The sequence below is a fragment of the Cobetia sp. 3AK genome, assembly GCF_029846335.1.
GTDB classification, from domain to species: domain Bacteria; phylum Pseudomonadota; class Gammaproteobacteria; order Pseudomonadales; family Halomonadaceae; genus Cobetia; species Cobetia marina.
The window spans coordinates 474717-494047 of sequence record NZ_JARWKR010000001.1 but is presented as its reverse complement, the minus strand read 5'-3'; the positions used below and the strand labels follow the sequence as shown (position 1 = coordinate 494047).

Annotated in this window: 15 protein-coding genes; 8 read left to right on the top strand and 7 right to left on the bottom strand. The window is 64.3% G+C overall.

The window, feature by feature from the left end; all coding sequences use genetic code 11:
- Positions 1–65 precede the first annotated feature (65 nt).
- From gatB to gatC, 3 genes are all read right to left on the bottom strand, one after another.
- Positions 66–1520 (bottom strand): Asp-tRNA(Asn)/Glu-tRNA(Gln) amidotransferase subunit GatB, encoded by a 1455-nt coding sequence (gatB, locus tag QD228_RS02140; protein ID WP_077371544.1) that lies wholly within the window; start codon positions 1518–1520, stop codon positions 66–68.
- Complete coding sequence (gene gatA / locus QD228_RS02135) at positions 1520–2998, bottom strand: Asp-tRNA(Asn)/Glu-tRNA(Gln) amidotransferase subunit GatA (RefSeq protein WP_077371547.1); 1479 nt, start codon at positions 2996–2998, stop codon at positions 1520–1522. The genes gatB and gatA overlap by 1 nt, the downstream gene beginning before the upstream one ends.
- Positions 2999–3131: 133 nt before the next feature.
- A complete protein-coding gene (gatC, locus tag QD228_RS02130) occupies positions 3132–3419 on the bottom strand; it encodes an Asp-tRNA(Asn)/Glu-tRNA(Gln) amidotransferase subunit GatC (protein ID WP_077371550.1) in 288 nt (95 codons plus the stop codon).
- A gap of 242 nt (positions 3420–3661) precedes the next feature.
- On the opposite strand from gatC, the gene QD228_RS02125 reads away from it, so the two are divergent.
- The 7 genes from QD228_RS02125 to tldD all read left to right on the top strand — a co-directional run bounded on the left by QD228_RS02125 (position 3662) and on the right by tldD (position 14496).
- On the top strand, positions 3662–4699 hold the full coding sequence (locus QD228_RS02125) for a rod shape-determining protein (RefSeq protein ID WP_043332576.1): 1038 nt from the start codon (positions 3662–3664) through the stop codon (positions 4697–4699).
- A gap of 64 nt (positions 4700–4763) precedes the next feature.
- On the top strand, positions 4764–5729 hold the full coding sequence (gene mreC, locus QD228_RS02120; RefSeq protein WP_255304420.1) for a rod shape-determining protein MreC: 966 nt from the start codon (positions 4764–4766) through the stop codon (positions 5727–5729).
- On the top strand, positions 5729–6211 hold the full coding sequence (mreD, locus tag QD228_RS02115; protein ID WP_077371553.1) for a rod shape-determining protein MreD: 483 nt from the start codon (positions 5729–5731) through the stop codon (positions 6209–6211). The genes mreC and mreD overlap by 1 nt, the downstream gene beginning before the upstream one ends.
- An 87-nt stretch (positions 6212–6298) precedes the next feature.
- Positions 6299–6979, top strand: coding sequence for a Maf family protein (locus tag QD228_RS02110; protein WP_279874273.1), 681 nt, complete (start codon positions 6299–6301; stop codon positions 6977–6979).
- Between the two features lie 139 nt (positions 6980–7118).
- Positions 7119–8582, top strand: a complete 1464-nt coding sequence (gene rng / locus QD228_RS02105; RefSeq protein ID WP_077371558.1) for a ribonuclease G — start codon at positions 7119–7121, stop codon at positions 8580–8582.
- Between the two features lie 341 nt (positions 8583–8923).
- Positions 8924–13039: an AsmA-like C-terminal region-containing protein gene (locus QD228_RS02100; RefSeq protein ID WP_279874271.1), complete on the top strand. Its 4116-nt coding sequence runs from the start codon at positions 8924–8926 to the stop codon at positions 13037–13039.
- Complete coding sequence (gene tldD, locus QD228_RS02095) at positions 13036–14496, top strand: metalloprotease TldD (RefSeq protein ID WP_279874270.1); 1461 nt, start codon at positions 13036–13038, stop codon at positions 14494–14496. The genes QD228_RS02100 and tldD overlap by 4 nt, the downstream gene beginning before the upstream one ends.
- 88 nt (positions 14497–14584) lie before the next feature.
- Here the strand turns inward: tldD and yjgA are convergent, their stop codons facing one another.
- A complete protein-coding gene (gene yjgA / locus QD228_RS02090; protein WP_077371567.1) occupies positions 14585–15088 on the bottom strand; it encodes a ribosome biogenesis factor YjgA in 504 nt (167 codons plus the stop codon).
- A 76-nt stretch (positions 15089–15164) separates the two neighbouring features.
- Here yjgA and pmbA point away from each other — a divergent pair, with 76 nt between their 5' ends.
- The gene (gene pmbA, locus QD228_RS02085) at positions 15165–16535 is read left to right on the top strand and encodes a metalloprotease PmbA (RefSeq protein WP_279874269.1); all 1371 of its coding nucleotides are present in this window, start codon (positions 15165–15167) and stop codon (positions 16533–16535) included.
- A gap of 102 nt (positions 16536–16637) precedes the next feature.
- Here pmbA and mgtE read toward each other — a convergent pair whose 3' ends face one another.
- The 3 genes from mgtE to rapZ all read right to left on the bottom strand — a co-directional run bounded on the left by mgtE (position 16638) and on the right by rapZ (position 19328).
- Complete coding sequence (gene mgtE / locus QD228_RS02080; protein ID WP_077371573.1) at positions 16638–17993, bottom strand: magnesium transporter; 1356 nt, start codon at positions 17991–17993, stop codon at positions 16638–16640.
- A 164-nt stretch (positions 17994–18157) separates the two neighbouring features.
- Positions 18158–18427: an HPr family phosphocarrier protein gene (locus tag QD228_RS02075; protein ID WP_077371575.1), complete on the bottom strand. Its 270-nt coding sequence runs from the start codon at positions 18425–18427 to the stop codon at positions 18158–18160.
- Positions 18414–19328, bottom strand: coding sequence for an RNase adapter RapZ (rapZ, locus tag QD228_RS02070; protein ID WP_077371578.1), 915 nt, complete (start codon positions 19326–19328; stop codon positions 18414–18416). The genes QD228_RS02075 and rapZ overlap by 14 nt, the downstream gene beginning before the upstream one ends.
- Positions 19329–19331 lie beyond the last annotated feature (3 nt).

Here is a 19331-nt window from a genome sequence, read left to right as displayed (position 1 = left end):
GCCAGCCTCGGGATGTCCGTGACTGGCCGTTGCATGCAGCGACAGGATGACTCAGAGGCGCAGGATCAGCTGAGGCTGTCCAGCTTTTCCTTGAGCACCTTGTTGACCTGTTGCGGGTTGGCGGTGCCGCGTGAGGCCTTCATCACCTGACCGACGAAGAAGCCGATCATCTTGCCACGCTTGTCCGGTTCGGCTTCCTGATACTGGGTCACCTGAGCCGGATTGTCGGCGATCACCTGGTCGACCACTGCCTCGATGGCACCGGTGTCCGTGACCTGCTTGAGGCCACGTGACTCGATGATCTCGTCGGCGCTCTCGCCTTCGCCATCCCACAGCGCGGCGAACACCTGCTTGGCGGCCTTGCCGTTGATGGTCTCATCGACGATACGCTTGATCAGGCCCCCCAGCTGGGCTGCCGAGACCGGGCTCACGGTGATGTCGAGATTTTCCTTGTTGAGACGCCCGGCCAGTTCGCCCTGCACCCAGTTGGCGGCTTGCTTGGCGTCGCCGCAGACATCCTTCACTTCCTCGAAGAAGTCGGCCATCTCACGGCTGGCGGACAGCACGCTGGCATCATAGGCGGACAGCCCCAGTTCGCCTTCGAAGCGTGCGCGCTTCTCGGCCGGCAGCTCCGGCAGAGTCTGGCGCAGGTGTTCGATGTAGGCGTCGTCGACTTCCACCGGCAGCAGGTCCGGGCACGGGAAGTAGCGGTAGTCGTTGGCTTCTTCCTTGGTGCGCATGCTGCGCGTCTCGTCGGCATCCGGATCATACAGGCGAGTTTCCTGCACGACCTTGCCGCCGTCCTCGATCAGCTCGATCTGACGCTCCACCTCGAAGTGGATGGCGCGCTCGATGAAGCGGAAGGAGTTGACGTTCTTGATCTCCGCGCGGGTGCCGAAGGCTTCCTGCCCCTTGGGACGCACCGAGACGTTGACGTCGCAACGCAGGGAACCTTCGGCCATGTTGCCGTCGGAGATGCCGAGGTACGTCACGATGGCGTGGATCGCCTTCACGTAGGCCACCGCTTCCTTGGCGGAGCGCATGTCCGGCTCGGAGACGATTTCCAGCAGCGGTGTGCCGGCACGGTTCAGGTCGATGCCGGTCATGCCCTGGAAGTCTTCGTGCAGCGACTTGCCGGCGTCTTCCTCGAGATGGGCATGGTGGATGCGGATCGACTTGCGCGTGCCATCCTCGAGCAGGATCTCGAGTTCACCCGGCCCGACGATGGGCTGATCCATCTGGCTGGTCTGGTAGCCCTTGGGCAGATCCGGATAGAAGTAGTTCTTGCGCTCGAACACCGAACGGCCGGCCACGGCGGCATTGACGGCGAGGCCGAAGCGCACGGCCATGGCCACGGCCTGCTCGTTGAGCACCGGCAGGGTGCCCGGCAGGCCGAGGTCGACGGCGCTGGCCTGGGTGTTGGGCTCGGCACCGTAGGTGGTGGACGAGCCGGAGAAGATCTTTGACTGGGTGGCGAGCTGAGCGTGAACCTCAAGCCCGATTACGACTTCCCATTGCATCAGGCTTGCTCCTGTCCGAATTCCGGGCGCTGGCGGTGCCAGTCGGTGATTTGCTGGAACTGGTGCGCGACGCCCAGCAGGGTCTGCTCACCGAAGTGCGGGCCGAGAATCTGCAGACCCACCGGGCGCTTGCCAGCCAGACCGGCCGGCACGCTGATGCCCGGAATGCCCGCCAGGTTGATGGCGATGGTGTAGAGGTCCTGCAGGTACATGGACAGCGGGTCCTTGTGCGCGCCGAGATCGAACGCCGGGGTCGGTGCCGCCGGCCCCATCAGCACATCGACCTGGTCGAAGGCATCGAGGAAGTCCTGACGGATCAGGCGACGCACCTTCTGGGCCTTGATGTAGTAGGCATCGAAGAAGCCTTCGGACAGGGTGTGCGTGCCGATCAGGATGCGGCGCTTCACCTCGTCGCCGAAGCCTTCCTCGCGAGTGCGCTTGTAGAGGTCTTCCAGGTCCTGCGGGTCCGCGCAGCGGTGGCCGAAACGCACGCCGTCGTAACGCGACAGGTTGGAGGAGGCCTCGGCCGGTGCGATCACGTAGTAGGTCGGGATGGCCAGGTGGGTATGCGGCAGGGAGATTTCCTGCACGCTGGCACCGGCATCCTCGAAGACCTTGATCGCGGCACGCACGGAGGCTTCGACCTCCGCTGACAGGCCGTCGCCGAAGTATTCCTTCGGCAGGCCGATCTTCAGGCCCTTGAGGTCATAGTCCAGGCCTTCGACGTAGTCCGGCACGCCACGTACCACGCTAGTGGAGTCACGCGGGTCGGCGCCGGCGATCACGTTCATCAGGCGCGCGCAGTCCTCGGCGGAGCGTGCCATCGGGCCACCCTGATCGAGACTGGAGGCATAGGCGATCATGCCGTAGCGGGAGACGCGGCCGTAGGTCGGCTTGAGGCCGGTGATGCCACAGAAGGCGGCCGGCTGGCGGATGGAGCCGCCGGTGTCGGTGCCCAGTGCCGCCGGGGCGAGGCCTGCGGCGACGGCAGCGGCGCTGCCGCCGGAGCTGCCACCCGGGACGGCGGACAGGTCCCACGGGTTCTTGACCGGACCGTAGTAACTGTTCTCGTTCGAGGAGCCCATCGCGAACTCATCGAGGTTGGTCTTGCCCAGCATCACCACGCCTTCCGCCTTGAGCTTCTCGATCACGGTGGCGTCGTAGGGGGAGATGAAGTTGTCGAGCATCTTCGAGCCGCAGCTGGTGCGCACACCCTCGGTGCAGAAGATGTCCTTGATGGCCATCGGCACGCCGGTCAGCGGTGCGGCATTGCCGGCGGCACGCCTGGCGTCCGCGGCATCGGCCTCGCGCAGCGCCTCTTCACGGCACAGGGTGATGTAGCTGTTGAGCTCGCCGTCGAGGCGTTCGATACGGGCCAGGAAGGCTTCCGTCAGCTCGCGACTGGTGTACTCGCCGGCCTCGAGGCCTTGCGCCAGCTCACTGAGCGTCTTGTCATGTAGTGCAATGGACGATGACATGTTCGATTCCATCTGTGCACACGATGCAAAGGGCATCGCACGCGGAAATTCCGGGGGCGGACGGGGCGTGCCGCGTGGCGTGGTATCAGGTCTGGCGGTCTCTCACCTCACGTGAGGGATCGGCCAGGCGTGATCACTCGACGACGCGCGGTACCAGATACAGCCCCTGTTCTGTGGCCGGAGCCACCTGCTGAAAACGCTCGCGCTGATTTGACTCGGTGACTTCGTCGGCACGCAGGCGTTGCGTGGCTTCCAGCGGGTGCGCCAGGGGAGCGACGCCGTCGGTGTCGACCTGTTGCAGCTGGTCGACCATGGCGAGAATCCGATCAAGATCCGCGACATAGGCTTCGGCATCCTGCGAGGCAAGACCCAGGCGTGCGAGGTGAGCGGCACGCAGCACATCTGAATGTTCAAGGGCCATGGAAGTTTCCCTGTCTTGGCTTCGTGAGGCTTGAGGTAACGGCGAGTGCAGTCTGCTCGGTGACCTGGCGTTGGCCAGCGGTGAGGCAACTGCTCGCCCGTTGCGCTGTCACAGTGTGATTCGGCGTGAAATGTACCACATCTGCGGCGCGCTGGCAGGCGTGTCAGCTTGCCGCCATGGGGTGGCAATGGTACCGTTCGCGTCTGCACAGGGTTCCGGTCTGGACTAGGTGATCAACTTCCATGTTTAAACGTTTACGTGGGCTGTTCTCGAGCGATCTGTCGATCGATCTGGGTACCGCCAACACGCTCATTTATGTGCGCGGTCGCGGTATCGTGCTCGACGAGCCCTCCGTCGTTGCCATTCGCCAATCCGGGAATGCCCGCAGCGTCGCGGCTGTCGGTGCCGATGCCAAGCGCATGCTGGGGCGTACCCCCGGCAATATCACGGCCATCCGCCCGATGAAGGACGGCGTCATCGCCGACTTCACCGTCACCGAACAGATGCTCCAGCATTTCATCCGCAAGGTGCATCAGAGCACCTTCCTGACGCCCAGTCCTCGCGTTCTGGTGTGCGTGCCGTGCATGTCGACCCAGGTCGAACGCCGCGCCATCAAGGAATCGGCCGAAGGGGCCGGTGCGCGTGAGGTCTACCTGATCGAGGAGCCCATGGCGGCCGCGATCGGTGCTGGTCTTCCCGTCGAGGAAGCCATGGGCTCCATGGTGGTCGACATCGGTGGTGGTACCACCGAGATCGCCATCATCTCGCTCAACGGCGTGGTCTACTCCGAGTCGGTACGCATCGGCGGCGACCGTTTCGACGAAGCCATCACCTCCTACGTGCGTCGCCATTACGGCAGCCTGATCGGCGAAGCGACGGCCGAGCGCATCAAGGAAGAGATCGGCTGTGCCTACCCGGGCGGCGAGCTGCGCGAGATCGACGTGCGCGGTCGCAATCTGGCCGAAGGCATTCCACGCTCCTTCACGCTCAACTCCCACGAGATTCTCGATGCGCTGCAGGAGCCGCTGGCGGCCATCGTCTCGGTGGTCAAGAGCGCGCTCGAGCAGTCTCCACCGGAGCTGGCATCCGACATCGCCGAGCGCGGTCTGGTGCTGACCGGCGGTGGTGCGCTGCTGCGTGACATCGACAAGTTGATCGCGGAAGAGACGGGCCTGCCGGTGATCATCGCCGAAGACCCGCTGACCTGCGTGGCGCGTGGCGGTGGCAAGGCGCTGGAAATGATCGATCAGCACACCTTCGAGCTGCTGTCGAGCGATTGACCTCGTCCGGGGCCGGGCATGCTGTGTGCTGTACGGCTGGTCCCGGCCTGTCGGAGGAAGTGCTATCAAACCCCTGTTCACGCGTGGCCCCGTGCCCGGCTATCGCATGCTGTTGTGTGCGGTGCTGTCCTTCGCGCTGATGTTTGCCGAAGATCGCTTCAGCTGGATGGTCGACGTGCGTGCCAGCATGGCGACACTGGTTTCCCCTGTGCAATGGGTGGTCAGTCTGCCTACAGAGGGCCTCAGCTGGGGCGCACTGGTGTTTGCCGACCAGCAGAAGCTCGCCGATGAAAACCGGGCACTGCGTGAGCAGCTGCTCAATCTGTCCAGCCGTGTGCAACGCATGGCGAGCCTGTCTGCCGAGAATTCCCGTCTGCGCGAATTGCTCAATGCCGGTCAGCGCAGCGATATCCCCTACATCACGTCCCAGTTGCTGACGCTTGATGCTGATCCGTTCTCCCATCGCATGGTGGTGGATCGCGGTGAGCAGGACGGCGTGCGCATCGGCCTGCCGGTTCTGGATGCCTACGGGCTGGTCGGTCAGGTCATCTCCACGTCGGCCTACAACAGTCGTGTGCTGATGATCAGTGATGCCAGTCATGCCGTGCCGGTGGAGGTCAATCGCAATGGCCTGCGCTTCATTGCCCAGGGCAGCGGCAAGATCGATCAGGTGGATGTGCTGCACGTGCCGGATACCGCGGATATCCGTGTCGGGGACCTGCTGGTGACCTCAGGGCTCGCGCTGCGCTTTCCGCGCGGCCTGCCGGTGGCACGTGTCACCGAGGTCTATCATGACCCCGGCAAGCCCTTCGCTCGCGTCAGTGCCGAACCCATTGCCCAGCTTGAGCGTTCGCGCAACTTCCTGATCCAGATGCCACCCGCCGTCGACGTGGAGAGCCTCTACGTGGATGACAGTCTTGACGAGCTGCCCAAGGACAACCTCGCCGCGCCCGCTTCGGACGCGGGTGACGAGGACGCGGCGGATGCCGAGGCGCAGCAGAGCGCCAATGCGCCAGGGGAGAACAACTGATGGCCTTTCGTCCCCAGACCACCTTGCTGTGCTGGTTCTCGTTGCTGCTGGCCCTGTGTCTTCAGGTCATGCCCTTGCCGGATGTGTGGTTGATCTGGCGTCCACAGTGGCTCGGTCTGATGCTGGTCTACTGGTGCATCGTCTCGCCGCAGAGTGTCGGTGTCTTCCATGGCTTCCTGTTCGGCCTGGCGCTGGATGTCCTGCAGGGGGCACCGCTGGGGCACAATGCGCTGGTGCTCTCGCTGACCGCCTTCATGGGCGTGTTGCTCTACCAGCGCATCCGCGCCTACTCACTGCTGCAGCAGGCCTTGCTGGTGATCGTGGTGCTGGGCATCGCGCAGCTGGTGGACCAGTGGTTGCGCAGCATCTTCGGTGCCGGGCCAGTGAGTCTGTCCTTCCTGCTGTCGGCGGTGATTGGGGGTGCGCTGTGGCCCTGGCTCTACACCCTGCTGCAGATGCTGCGTCGTCGACTGACGGCGTGAGCCTGTGGCATATCGTATGCTTGAGAGCCGCCCCTTCGGGCGGCTTTCTGCTGTCTCATGATCAAGAAACCTGCCCAGGAGGGAGACATGTCAGCGTCGTCGTCCATTGTCGCAACCCCCGCAGCGCCCGAGATTCCCGGACGTTCGCCACGTCTCGTCCTGGCGTCCGGCTCGCCGCGTCGGCGTGAGCTGCTGGCCAGTATCGGTGTCAAGTGTGAGGTGGCCCCGGTCGACATCGATGAAACACCTCGTCCCGATGAGTCGCCGGAGCACTACGTCATGCGCATGGCGCGTGAGAAGGCACAGGCCGGATTCAGGCGATTGGACAAGGGGGAGGCTGAGGCGGTGGTGCTCGGAGCCGATACCGCCCTGGCGCTGGATGGCCGGATTCTGGGCAAGCCTCGCGATGAAGCGGATGCCCGCGAGATGCTGATGGCGCTTTCCGGTCGTCGTCATCAGGCCCTGAGCGCGGTGACGCTCTGCCATCGTCAGCAGGCGTCCGCCTCGAACGAGCCGTCACCATCCCTGTGCTGCGAAAGCGAGCTGGTCGAGAGCCGCGTGACATTTCGCGTCATCCATCGTGAGGAGGCCGCGCGTTACTGGGCCACGGGAGAACCCGCGGACAAGGCCGGCGGCTACGCGATCCAGGGACTGGGCGCCATCTTCGTCAGCCATCTTGAAGGCAGTTACAGCGCGGTGGTCGGGCTGCCATTGCACGAGACGTCCCGCTTGCTCATGGCCAGGGGCATTGCCTGCTGGCAGTCGTGACGGTGGGCGGGCGGGCAGGGGGCCGCCGAGGGGATTGTGGAAAATCAGCCGCCGGCGACATCGTTAGTCGATAGACCACAGCCGGGGGCTGCCTTGCTATGTCATAATCGCAAGCAACGACTTTACAAGGACTTGCGCTATGAGTGGCGAGGTATTGATCAACCTGACACCGATGGAGACCCGCGTTGCGGTCGTCGAGAACGGTGTTCTGCAGGAAGCGTTCATCGAACGCAGCGGTCGGCGCGGTATCGTCGGCAATATCTATCGCGGCAAGGTGGTGCGCGTGTTGCCCGGCATGCAGGCGGCATTCGTGGACATCGGTCTCGAACGTGCCGCCTTCATCCATGCGCAGGAGGTGATGCCCGCGCATACCCCGCATGATGAGCAGCTGTCGATCCGCGAGCTGCTCAGCGAAGGTCAGCCGCTGGTGGTGCAGGTCACCAAGGACCCCATCGGCACCAAGGGCGCGCGTCTGACCACACATCTGTCGGTACCGTCCCGCTATCTGGTCTACATGCCCGACTCTCCCCACACCGGGGTGTCGCAGCGTATCGAGAGCGATGTCGAGCGTGAGCGGCTCAAGGAGATGACCGAGCGCTGCCTGACCGAGCTTGACCCGGACGCTCCGGGGGGCTTCATCCTGCGCACGGCCGCCGAGGGCATCAGCGAGGCGGAGCTCAAGCAGGACATGCATTTCCTGCTGCGGCTGTGGCGCAAGGTCAGCGAGCGGCGTCTGACTGCCGCCGTGCCCAGCGTGATCTATGACGATCTGCCACTGTTCATGCGTACCCTGCGTGACGTGATGCGAGACGAGATCGAGCGTGTGCGCATCGATTCCCGCGAGAACTATCTGCGCTTGAAGGAGTTCTCCAGCGAATTCATGCCGGACATGGAAGGGCGCATCGAATATTACCCCGGCGAGCGGCCGATCTTCGATCTGTTCAGCGTCGAGGATGAGCTTCACAAGGCGATGGGGCGCAAGGTCCAGCTCAAGAGCGGCGGCTATCTGGTGATCGACCAGACCGAGGCGATGACCACCATCGACGTCAATACCGGTGGCTTCGTCGGGCATCGCAATCTTGAAGAGACCATCTTCAAGACCAATCTCGAGGCGGCCACGGCGATAGCCCGCCAGCTGCGTCTGCGCAACCTGGGTGGCATCATCATCATCGACTTCATCGACATGGAAGAGGCCGAGCATCAGCGTCAGGTGCTCAGAGTGCTCGAGAAGTCGCTGGAGCGGGACCACGCCAAGAACAAGATGACCGGCGTGACCGAACTGGGGCTGGTGCAGCTGACCCGCAAGCGTACCCGCGAGAGTCTGGAGCAGGTGCTATGCGAAGCCTGTCCGACCTGCCAGGGGCGCGGCACCCTCAAGACGCCGGAGACGGTCTGCTACGAGATCTTCCGTGAGATCATGCGCGAAGAGCGTGCCTACAGTCCGGATACCTACATGGTGCTGGCCTCCCAGAATGTGGTGGACCGTCTGCTGGATGAAGAGTCGGCCTCGGTGGCGGACCTCGAGAGTTTCATCGGCAAGACCATCCGTTTCCAGGTCGAGGCGCATTATACTCAGGAGCAATATGACATCGTTCTCATGTAAGGTGCCCGCCATCTGTGTTTCCGCCGGTGGAGTCTCGCCATCGGTGCATTGATACACTCGTTCCCCCTGCTGGCACAGCAGGGCGATGCATGGCCCTCGAGGTCGGGTGCCTCCCTCCTGCGTAGGCGTGAGGTAGCGTGTCATCATGTTTGCTCGGAGATCCGCGTGTGACCTCTTCCTCGGATGAGCCGCAAGTGCCACCCGCTGAGTCAGACAGGCTGACAGCGGCGGATGGACCGACGGAGTCGGCCGCCACGGCCGGTGATGCTCCGTCATCTCATCAAGCCTCGTCTCCCATCCCTTCGCCTTCACGGCGGCGGCGCTGGGGGCGAAGGCTCTTGATGGCGCTGGCGGTGCTGCTGGCGGTGCTGGCGATCGTGATCGGTGGCCTGCGCTGGTGGCTGACGACGCTGGAATCTCGCCGTGACGCGATCAGCGACTTCATCGCTACCCAGACCCATTCCAATGTCGGGATGTCATCGCTTGACGGGCGAATGGACTATCTCGACCCGGCCATCAAGCTCTCCGGTCTTAACCTCTTTCGGCCCGACGAGATGGAGGCGGCCCCGCTGTTGAGCGTGGAGCATCTCGAATCGCGGCTTGATGTGCTGTCCTCCCTGCGCCATCTGGCGCCCGTGTTTGACCGTGCGACCGCCACTGGCGTCATCGTTCACCTCTATCAGCATGACGATGGCAGCTGGGGCTGGCCGGGGCCGCCGCGCCCGCCTGAAGCCCTCGAGCCCAAGGGGAAGATGAGCCTGGAACAGCTCGAGCAGGGCCTGGCACTGCTGGCGCGTCAGCGCGTGAGGCTCGAGGATGTGCGTCTCGTGCTGCATGGACGCAACGATACGCTCAATCTGAACGCGGCCGAATTGTTGCTGGCCGGTGATGGTGAACGCGCTCATCTGGAGGGGCAGCTGCGCGTAGGGGAGTCGCCCCAGGCCGGCGTGAGTGCCGTGCTGGAGGTGCTGCCCGGCGACGCGGGGCTCGCCGATTATTCCGCGCAGCTGCAGGTGGAGCTGGATGCCGGTGCACTGGCCAGTGTCGGGCGCCTGATCGGTGAGCGCGACAGCCTGATGCTGCGTGATGCTGATGGCAACGCCACGCTGTGGGCGCGCTGGCGAGAGGCACGGCTGGAAGACGCTCGCCTGCGTCTCGATCTCAATCGTCTGACGCTGGATCACGATGGCGCCATGCTGGCCCTCAAGGACATCCATGCGCGGGGACAGTGGCTGCGGGATCTGTCGGGCGGGGATCGCTGGCAGGCGTGGCTCAATCAGCTCTCGGTGGGAGCCTCGCAGCTCGATGACGCCGTCGTGAGTGACGGTGAGGCACAGGTGGCCCAGCGCTCGGATTCTCCATCGGATTCAGATTCCGCTTCACAGGAGCCGCCTGCTCGATTGCAGGCCGCGCTTGCCAGCCTCCCTGAGCGTATCTCCCTGTCGGGGGATCTCGCCGATGGCAGTGTCTCGCTTGTGACCGGTCGCTTCGATCTGGCGCGGGTGGCGCGCTGGCGCAACGTGCTGGAGCTGGGCGAGCTGGGCGAGATACTTGAGTCACTCGATCCGCGTGGCACCGCCACCGGACTGTCCCTGTCACTGGCCAATATCGGCCTTGAAGCCCCGCTGAGCATGACGCTGGCGCTTGGCCTGACGGATACCGAGGTGGAACCCTGGGAGGGCGCTCCGGGGCTCGGGCCGCTGGCGGCGTGGGTCACGGCGCGGAGTCGTGATGAAGGGGGCATGCAGGGCAGTGTCACCTTCCAGGGAGCCCCCGGCATGCGATTCCATTTCCCGGAGGTCTTCGGTGACAGCTGGTCATTGGAGTCCGCGCAGGGGGTGGTGGACTGGCAGGTGGATGATGCCGGCAGCCAGATCAGCGGGCGTGATCTGGATATCTCGCGTCATGGCGCCAGGGTGACGGGACGCTTCGGGTTGCAGATTCCCACGGATGATGCGGACCGCTTCCAGCTGGATCTGGACATGCAGGATGTGGATGCTCGCAGCATCCCGCTGGCGGACTGGTTGCCGCTCAAGGTACTGGACCCCTCCCTGCGTGAATGGCTGACGCGTGATGTGGCAGGTGTCGTGCCAGAGGGTTCTCTGCATCTGGAGCAGGTCTGGGATGAGGACAATGGCGAGAATGGCTACGGCCCCGGGGACGCGATGGATCTCGAGCTTGCCATCGAGAACGGGCGGCTCGGCTATGTCGAGGGCTGGCCCGCGCTTGACGGCGTGAAGGGCAATCTCGAGCTGCATGACAATGATCTCACGGCCAGCGTCGAGTCGGCGTACTCACGGCCGGTCGCGCTGGGTAGCGCGCAGCGTCTGTCGGTGGATCAGGCCAAGGTCGACATGCACGATGACACCCTGGATATCCAGGGGGATGTCACGGGCAGTGTCGAGGCGCTGTTCGATCTGCTCTCGCATGCACCGCTCGAGGACACCGCGGAGCTGCTGGCCGAGTGGCAGGGCAAGGGCTCCGTGGCGGCGGCCATGAAGATTCGCGTACCGCTTGAAGATGCCGAGCAGGCGCGGGTGGAGGTGACGGGCAAGGTCGGTGAGAAGCAGGCGGCAAGCCTGGCCTTCCCCGGGCCGGGCATCGAGATCGCCGGCATTCGCGGCCCGCTGGCATTCGTGCATGACCCCACGCGTCCTGAAGGACAGCGCGAGCAATTGACCGGCGACCTGTCAGGGCAGCTGTTCGGTGGCGCGGTCAAGGCGGCACTCACTATCGGTCAGGCGGATTCGGCCAGCAAGGGGGCGGTGGCCTTCAGTGGCCAGGCGCCGCTGGCACCGGTGCTGAGCTGGCTGGGGGCTCCCGAGACGCTGCTCGGTGATGCGGCGCAGGATAGCCGTGCCGCACTGAATCAGGGAGATAGCCCGCGTGCGCTGGGCGGCACGTTCGATTATCAGGCGCGTCTGATGCTGCCCGAGGAGGGAGCCAGCCTGCAGCTGTCGAGTGATCTCAAGGGCGCGGCCATCAATCTGCCGGCCCCCTTCGGCAAGGCGCGTGATGAAACCGCGGCATTGTCGGTGGAGGTCGGGCTCGCCGAGGGCGGTGGCGATGTCGTGCTCGCCAATCGTGCCCGCGCTCGCTGGCAAGGCGGCAATACGCGTGATGATGGCAGCAAGGTGCCGATGACCGGCCAGCTGTGGCTGGAACGTTGGCCGAGCGACCCGCAATGGCCGTCCCGTACGGGGTGGGATATCGCCTGGCGGACGCCGACGCTGGCACCTGAGCTCTGGTCATCATGGGGCGGGGCGCTATCCGGCGCGAGTGGCGATGATGGAGCCAGTGGCAGCGGTGGCGATGCACTCAGCGAGCTGTCGCGGCTGCGCGTTGCCACCGATTGTCTGATGATCCAGGATCGGTGTACCGGCCCGATGACGCTTGAGGCAGCGCCTCGTCAGAGCTCTCAACAGCAAGCGCTGGGGCTGGCGGCCACTCTGGAGGGCAGGCTCGCCAGTGGGGAGCTCGTCTGGCAGTCCGGGGCCGCGCGGCCGTTGATTCTGGATCTCGATCATCTTGATCTCGACGCGCTGTGGCCGCCACAGACCCGGGAAACCCCCGAGCCTGCGCCAAGCAACTTCACCGAGGCCGTGGCCACCGGGGTCGAGCCGACTCCCTACCCAGCGGCGCTGGCCGGGCTGCCGGCAGGCAGCCTGCGCCTGGCACGTCTCATCTGGCGCGAGCAGCAGCTGGGGCCCATCAGTGCAGAGTGGCAGTCGGATCAACAGCGGCTGGTGGTGTCCCCCCTCGCCATTACTGTGGGCGACATGACGGCCCAGGGCAACATCACCTGGGAGGATGCCGGTGCCAACAGTCTGACGCGCGCTCGTCTTTCCGCGGATGGCAGCGATCTGGGCGGGCTGCTGGAGCGGTTGTCCCAGCCACGCGGCATCGAGGCCGAGCGCGCACGCGCCGAGGCCAAGCTGGCCTGGCCGGGGGCGCCGCAGGACTTTGCGCTGTCGCGCTCCAACGGGCGGCTCGAGGTCAAGCTGGACGACGGACGTTTCCTGAATCTCGGCTCGGCGTCCGCGCGGCTATTGGGATTGGTCAACGTCGACAATCTGCTGCGTCGTCTGTCGCTGGATTTCTCGGATGTGACCGACAAGGGCACGGCCTTCGACAAGGTGCGGGGCGCCGCGACTCTCTTTGCGGGGCGTCTGGAAAGCGATGGCCCCTTGCGTATCGAGGCGCCGTCCACCACCGTGACGCTCAACGGGCAGGTTGACCTGCTTCGCGGTACCCTTGATCAACACATGGCCATCACGGTGCCGGTCAGTCAGAACCTGCCGTTGGCCGCCGTGCTGGCAGGCGCTCCCGCCGTGGGCGGTGCGCTGTTCGTGGCCGACAAGATCTTCGGTCGCTTCATCGACAAGGTGACGCAAATTCACTATCGGGTATCAGGCCCCTGGGGCGACCCGAACATTACTCTGGAAAGTGCCGAATGACGCAAAATGCGAGTTCCGGTCGCGTGCTCGACGATGCCGCGGCCCTGTTGCTGACCCCGGGCGGACTCAGCCTGGATGATCTGGATGCCGGCCTGGCACATGCCATGGGTCCGGGTACCGACTATGCCGACCTCTACTTCCAGCGTATCTGGCAGGAGAGCTGGGTGCTGGAAGATGGTGTCGTCAAGGACGCCAGCTACAACATCGATGGTGGCGTCGGCGTGCGTTCACTGGCGGGAGAGAAGACAGGCTTCGCCTATTCCAATCAGATCGATGCCGCCGCGCTTGCCGACACCGGTCGCACTGCCGCCGGCATCTCACGCAGTGGCAGCAATGGCACGGTCGCCCGTTCGATCATCACCAAGGCACCGTCCTTCTATTCCGGCATCGACCCGCTCAATGGCCTGAGTGCCGAGGACAAGGTCGCGTTGCTCAAGGAAGCGGACCGCATCGCCCGCAGCCTTGACCCGTCCATCAGTCAGGTCTCGGCCTCGCTGTCGGCGCTTTACGAGGTGGTGATGGTGCGTGCCAGTGATGGCACCCTGGCCGCGGACCTGCGTCCGCTGGTGCGCTTCAACATCAGCGTGATCGCGGTGCGCAATGGGCGTCGTGAGCGTGGCAGTGCCGGTGGCGGCGGACGCTTCCCGCTGACCCGTCTGCGTGACGACAACGTCGCCGAGCGCTACGCGCGGGAAGCCGTGCGTCAGGCACTGGTCAATCTCGAGGCCGTCGATGCGCCCGCCGGGCAGATGCCGGTGGTGCTGGGCAATGGCTGGCCGGGCGTGCTGCTGCACGAAGCGGTCGGGCATGGTCTGGAAGGGGATTTCAACCGCAAGGGCAGCTCCGCCTTCGCGGGACGCATGGGCGAACAGGTCGCGGCGCGCGGCGTCACCGTGGTCGACGATGCGACGCTGGCGGACCGCCGTGGCTCGCTGTCGGTGGACGATGAAGGCACGCCGGGTCAGTACACGCCGCTGATCGAGGATGGCATCCTCACCGGTTACATGCAGGACAAGCTGAATGCCCGCCTGATGGGCATGGCGCCGACGGGCAATGCGCGTCGCGAGTCCTTTGCGCACCTGCCGATGCCCCGCATGACCAACACCTACATGCTGGGTGGCGATCGTGACCCGCAGGAGATCATCAAGAGCGTCAAGCGCGGCCTCTATGCGGTCAGCTTCGGCGGTGGCCAGGTGGACATCACCTCCGGGCGCTTCGTGTTCTCCGCAAGCGAAGCCTATCTGATCGAGGACGGCAAGGTGACCACACCGGTCAAGGGCGCGACCCTGATCGGCAACGGCCCGGAAGCCATGGGTCGCGTCTCGATGATCGGCAATGATCTCGAGCTGGATACCGGGGTCGGGGTCTGTGGCAAGGACGGTCAGTCGGTGCCGGTCGGGGTCGGCCAGCCGACGCTGAAGCTCGATGAGCTGACGGTCGGTGGCACCCAGTCATGAACCGGTGCGCTTGATCAGCAGAGAAGCGATATGACGACGCCGCCGTGGCAGGGCCGCGGCGGCGTCGATGAAGCGTGAGGTGTCAGAATTACAGATCGAGCTCGGCACGCAGCAGCCTGAAGAGCTTCTTGGCGCTGTTGGGCTGCTTGCCGGCATCACGCTCGGCGCGTGAATTGCGGATCAGCTGACGCAGTGCCTGGCGGTCCACCTCCGGGTAGTCCTCGACGAAGATCACGAAGGCTTCGTCGTCCTCGATCAGGCGATCGCGCCAGCGCTCCAGGCGCTGGAAGGAGGCATCCCGACGGATGCTCTGCTGCTCCATGCTCTGGAAGACGGCGTTGATGGCCTCGAGGTCTTCCTTGCGCATCAGCTTGCCGACGTACTGCATGTGACGGCGCAGGCCTTCATGACTGCGAATGCGTCCGCACTCATCGATGGCGGCCAGCATGTCATCGGAGAGCGGGAACTTGGCGCGCTGACCGGCCGGCATGTCGATGATCTTCTTGCCGAGGGCCTGAAGCTCGATCATTTCACGCTTCATCTGGGATTTGCTGGGACGCTCGACGAGCTCCTCAGGTCTTTCTTTACGCATGCCAATTCCAACGAGTCGGGGAAATTTGCGGCAGTATAGCACTGCCAGCGCCCCGTCTCCTCAGAAGGAGAACAACATGAGCCAGGCCTTTGATGCCGTTGCTCAGCAACAACTGCTGGAGCGCCGCGTCAGCGAAGCGCTCGAGCTGGCCCGCAGTCTGGGAGCCGATGCCTGTGAGGTGGGCGCCAGCGTCGATCAGGGCGTCAGCATCTCGGTGCGTGACGGAGAAGTCGAAACCGTCGAGCTGTCGCGTGACCAGGGGATCGGCGTGACCGTGTATCTGGGCAATCGCAAGGGCAGCGCGACCTCTTCCGACGCCGGTAGCGACTCGATTCGTGCCGCGGTCGAGAAAGCGGTCTCCATCGCTCATTACACCGGCGAGGACAGCTTTGCCGGATTGGCGCCGGCCGAACTGATGGCCACCGATTTCCCGGACCTTCAGGCGCATCACCCCTGGGCGATCAGCGTCGATGACGCGACGGATCTGGCGCTGGCGTGTGAGCGTGCCGGACTGGAAGTGGAAGGCATCGCGCAATCCGAAGGTGCCAGCTTCTCCAGTGGGGAAGGTGTGCAGGTCTACGGCAACAGCCACGGTTTCCTGGCCAGTCAGTGCGGCAGCCGACACTCGATGTCCTGCATGTTGATCGCCAGGGATGAACAGGGCATGCAGCGTGACTATGACTACACCAGCGTGCGCAACCCGGCCGACCTGCGCTCCCCGGAGGATGTGGGGCGTGAGGCTGCACGCCGCACGCTGGCACGCCTCAACGCGCGCAAGGTGGCGACGGGGCGTATGCCGGTCATGTTCGACCCGCAGATGTCGGCAGGCCTGGTAGGGCACTATCTGTCCGCCATCGCGGGTGGTTCGCTGTATCGTGAGTCCAGCTTCCTGTGCGACAGCCTGGGTCAGCCGCTGTTCCCTGACTGGTTCACCCTCGGCGAGAAGCCGCGTGAGGTGGGTGGCATGTCGAGTGCCGCCTTCGACAACGACGGTGTCGCCACGCGTGACAATGTCTACTTTGCCGACGGCAAGGTGCAGAGTTACATGCTGAGCGCCTACAGTGCTCGTCGCCTGGGCATGCAGACCACCGGCAACGCGGGCGGCGCGCGCAACGTGCGCATCATCGCGCCACTGACCTCCCGTGACGAGATGCTCAAGCAGATGGGCACCGGCGTGCTGGTGACCGAGCTGATGGGGCAGGGCGTCAACGGCGTGACCGGTGACTACTCACGTGGCGCTTCGGGCTTCTGGGTCGAGAATGGCGAGATCCAGCACGCGGTCGAGGAGTTCACGATCGCCGGCAATCTGCGTGACATGGCCGCCAACCTGCTGGCGGTCGGTGATGATGTCGATACCCGGGGCAGCATCCACTCTGGCAGCTGGCTGATCGGTGGCATGACCGTCGCGGGCATGTCGGAAGGTGAGGAAGACGCGCTGGAAGATTGAGCTAGAGATCATCCTTCGTGAAAAGACAGACGGCCGCTCCTGGGGGAGCGGCCGTCTTCGTTTCTGCAGGCTGCCGGATGACGCGTGACTCTCCTGGCGTGATTACAGGTAGAGCCAGGTCGCCAGGCCCAGGAAGGCCATGAAGCCGATCACGTCGGTCACGGTGGTCAGGATCACGCTGCCGGAGAGGGCCGGGTCGATATTGAGCTTCTTGAGCAGTATCGGCAGCAATGTCCCGGTCACGGCCGCGATCAACAGATTGATCATGATGGCGGCACCGATGATGGCCCCCAGCTGGACATCACCGAACCAGACGATGGCGATCCCGGCGACCACCACCGCCCACAGCAGGCCATTGAGCCCCGCGACGATGATTTCGCGCTTGAGAAGCCAGCGCACGTTGCCACTCTTGACGTGTCCCAGTGCGATGCCGCGAATCAGTACCGTCAGTGCCTGTGAGCCGGCAATGCCGCCCATGCTGGCGACGATGGGCATCAGGACCGCCAGCGCGGTGATCTTCTGGATGGTGCCCTCGAACATCCCGATCACGGCGGACGCCATGAAGGCGGTCAGCAGGTTGATGCCAAGCCAGATGGCGCGACGCCAGGAGGTGCGCATCACCGGGGAGAAGGTATCTTCATCCTCGTCCATCCCCGCCATCGACATGACCTGGTGCTCGGCATCGCCGCGGATGACGTCGACCACGTCATCGATGGTGATGCGCCCGAGCAGATTGCCATCACCGCCGACGACAGGCGCCGAGATCAGGTCATGCTTCTCGAACAGCGAGGCGACCTCGCTCTCCGGCATCAATGCCGGAATCACCACGCTGTCGGTATCCATCACCTCGCGCACCGTGACACCGGGGTCAGAGACCAGCAGGCGGTTGATGGGCAGGGCGCCGATGAATTCATCGCGGCGCGAGACGACCAGCAGAGTGTCGGTGGAATCGGGAAGTCGCTCGTGACGGCGGATGTAACGCAACACGACATCCAGGGTGATGTCCGGACGGATGGTGATGGTGTCCGTGTTCATCAAGCCGCCGGCAGTGTCCTCGGGATAGGACAGCACCGTCTCGACCCGCTGGCGTTCCTGCGCCTCCATGGAGTCGAGGACTTCGAGAATCACGGCATTCGGAAGCCGCTGGAGGATGTCGGCGACATCATCCGGTTCCAGATTCTCGGTGGCGGCCAGGACGTCCTCGGCATCCATGTCCTTGAGGAAGTCGCTCTGGATATCCTCGCCAAGGTATTGGAGCACATCGCCCTGAAGTTCGGCGTCGACCAGCTCCCAGAGCAGGTTGCGCTCCTTGGGGGGGGAGGATTCCAGCAAGTGGGCCACGTCCACCGGTGCCAGGCCGCGATTCAGCATGCGCCTTGCCTGATCCAGCTCGCCACTTTCCAGTGCCTGTGACAGGCGATCAAGTCTTGGCTTGAGTTTGCGTGACGTCTTGCTCATCTGTCGGCTTCCCCTGTCGACATGAAGGACAGCGTTGATTCTACCATTGGCGCAGGGGGGCGCGTCGACAAAAGAAAACACTGTTTCTTATCGGTAGGGCAATCAGCGCGGAAAAAGTGGCAGAAAGCCGGCGGGCGGGGGATGTCAGACGGCGTGCGGCGGCGTCATTCTTCCTCTTCGAAGCGCGCCTCGAACAGGGACTCGATCGCAGACAGGGCCTCATCTGCCTGTTCGCCCTCGACATCGATGATCAGCGCCGTGCCACACGGGGCTGCCAGCATCAGCAGCGCCATGACGTTGGCCGCGTTGGCGCGTCGCTCACCGTGACTGACCATGACCGTGGCCTCGAAGGGCGCACAGCAGTTGACCAGCTTGGTGGCAGCGCGAGCATGCAGCCCGCGCTTGTTGGTCAGAACCAGTTCACGACTGGGCATCGTGTGACTCCTGACGGGTATCGCTGATCGCCAGGGCCGTATGGATCCCCAGTTCCCGGTGGCGTAGACGCACCTCAGGAAGCTGCTTGGCGAAATGTTCGGCCAGCTGCTCGCAGAGATAGACGCTGCGATGCTGGCCACCGGTACAGCCCACCGAAACGGTCAGGTAGCTGCGATTGCTGGCCTGATAGGCGGGCAGCCAGCGTTCCAGCCAGCCGGCGATGTCATCCTGCATTGCCTTGACGTCCGGGTAGCGCTGCAGGAATTCCGCCACGCTGTCATCACGACCGGTATCGCTGCGCAGATTGATGTCCCAGTAGGGGTTGGGCAGGCAGCGGGCATCGAACACCATGTCGGCATCGGTCGGCACGCCATGCTTGAAGCCGAAGGACTCGAAGGTGAGTGTCAGATGACGAGAGCTGTGCTGTGCGACCTGTTCGGTGATGCGCGAGCGCAGGTCATGCACGCTGAGGTTGGTCGAGTCGATGACCAGATCCGCCTTCTGACGAATCGGGGCCAGTGTCTGCTGCTCGATCTCGATGGCCTCGGCCAGCGTGCGGTCATTGTCGCGGGTCAGCGGATGACGGCGGCGGGTCGCGGAATAGCGTTCGAGCAGGACACGGGAGTCCGTGGTCAGGTAGACGACCTGCACATCCATGCCGCTCTGACGAACGCTGTCGAGCAGTTCAGGGAAGCGACTCAGGGCATCGGGGAGGTTGCGCGCGTCAATGGAGACCGCGATGCGCCGGCGGGTGGGGCTGTCCTTTTCCAGCTGCTCGACCAATGGTGCCAGCAGCATGCCGGGCAGATTGTCGATGGCATAGTAGCCAATGTCTTCCAGCGCCTGGAGGGCAATCGATTTGCCGGAACCGGAGCGACCACTGATGATCACGATCTTCATGGA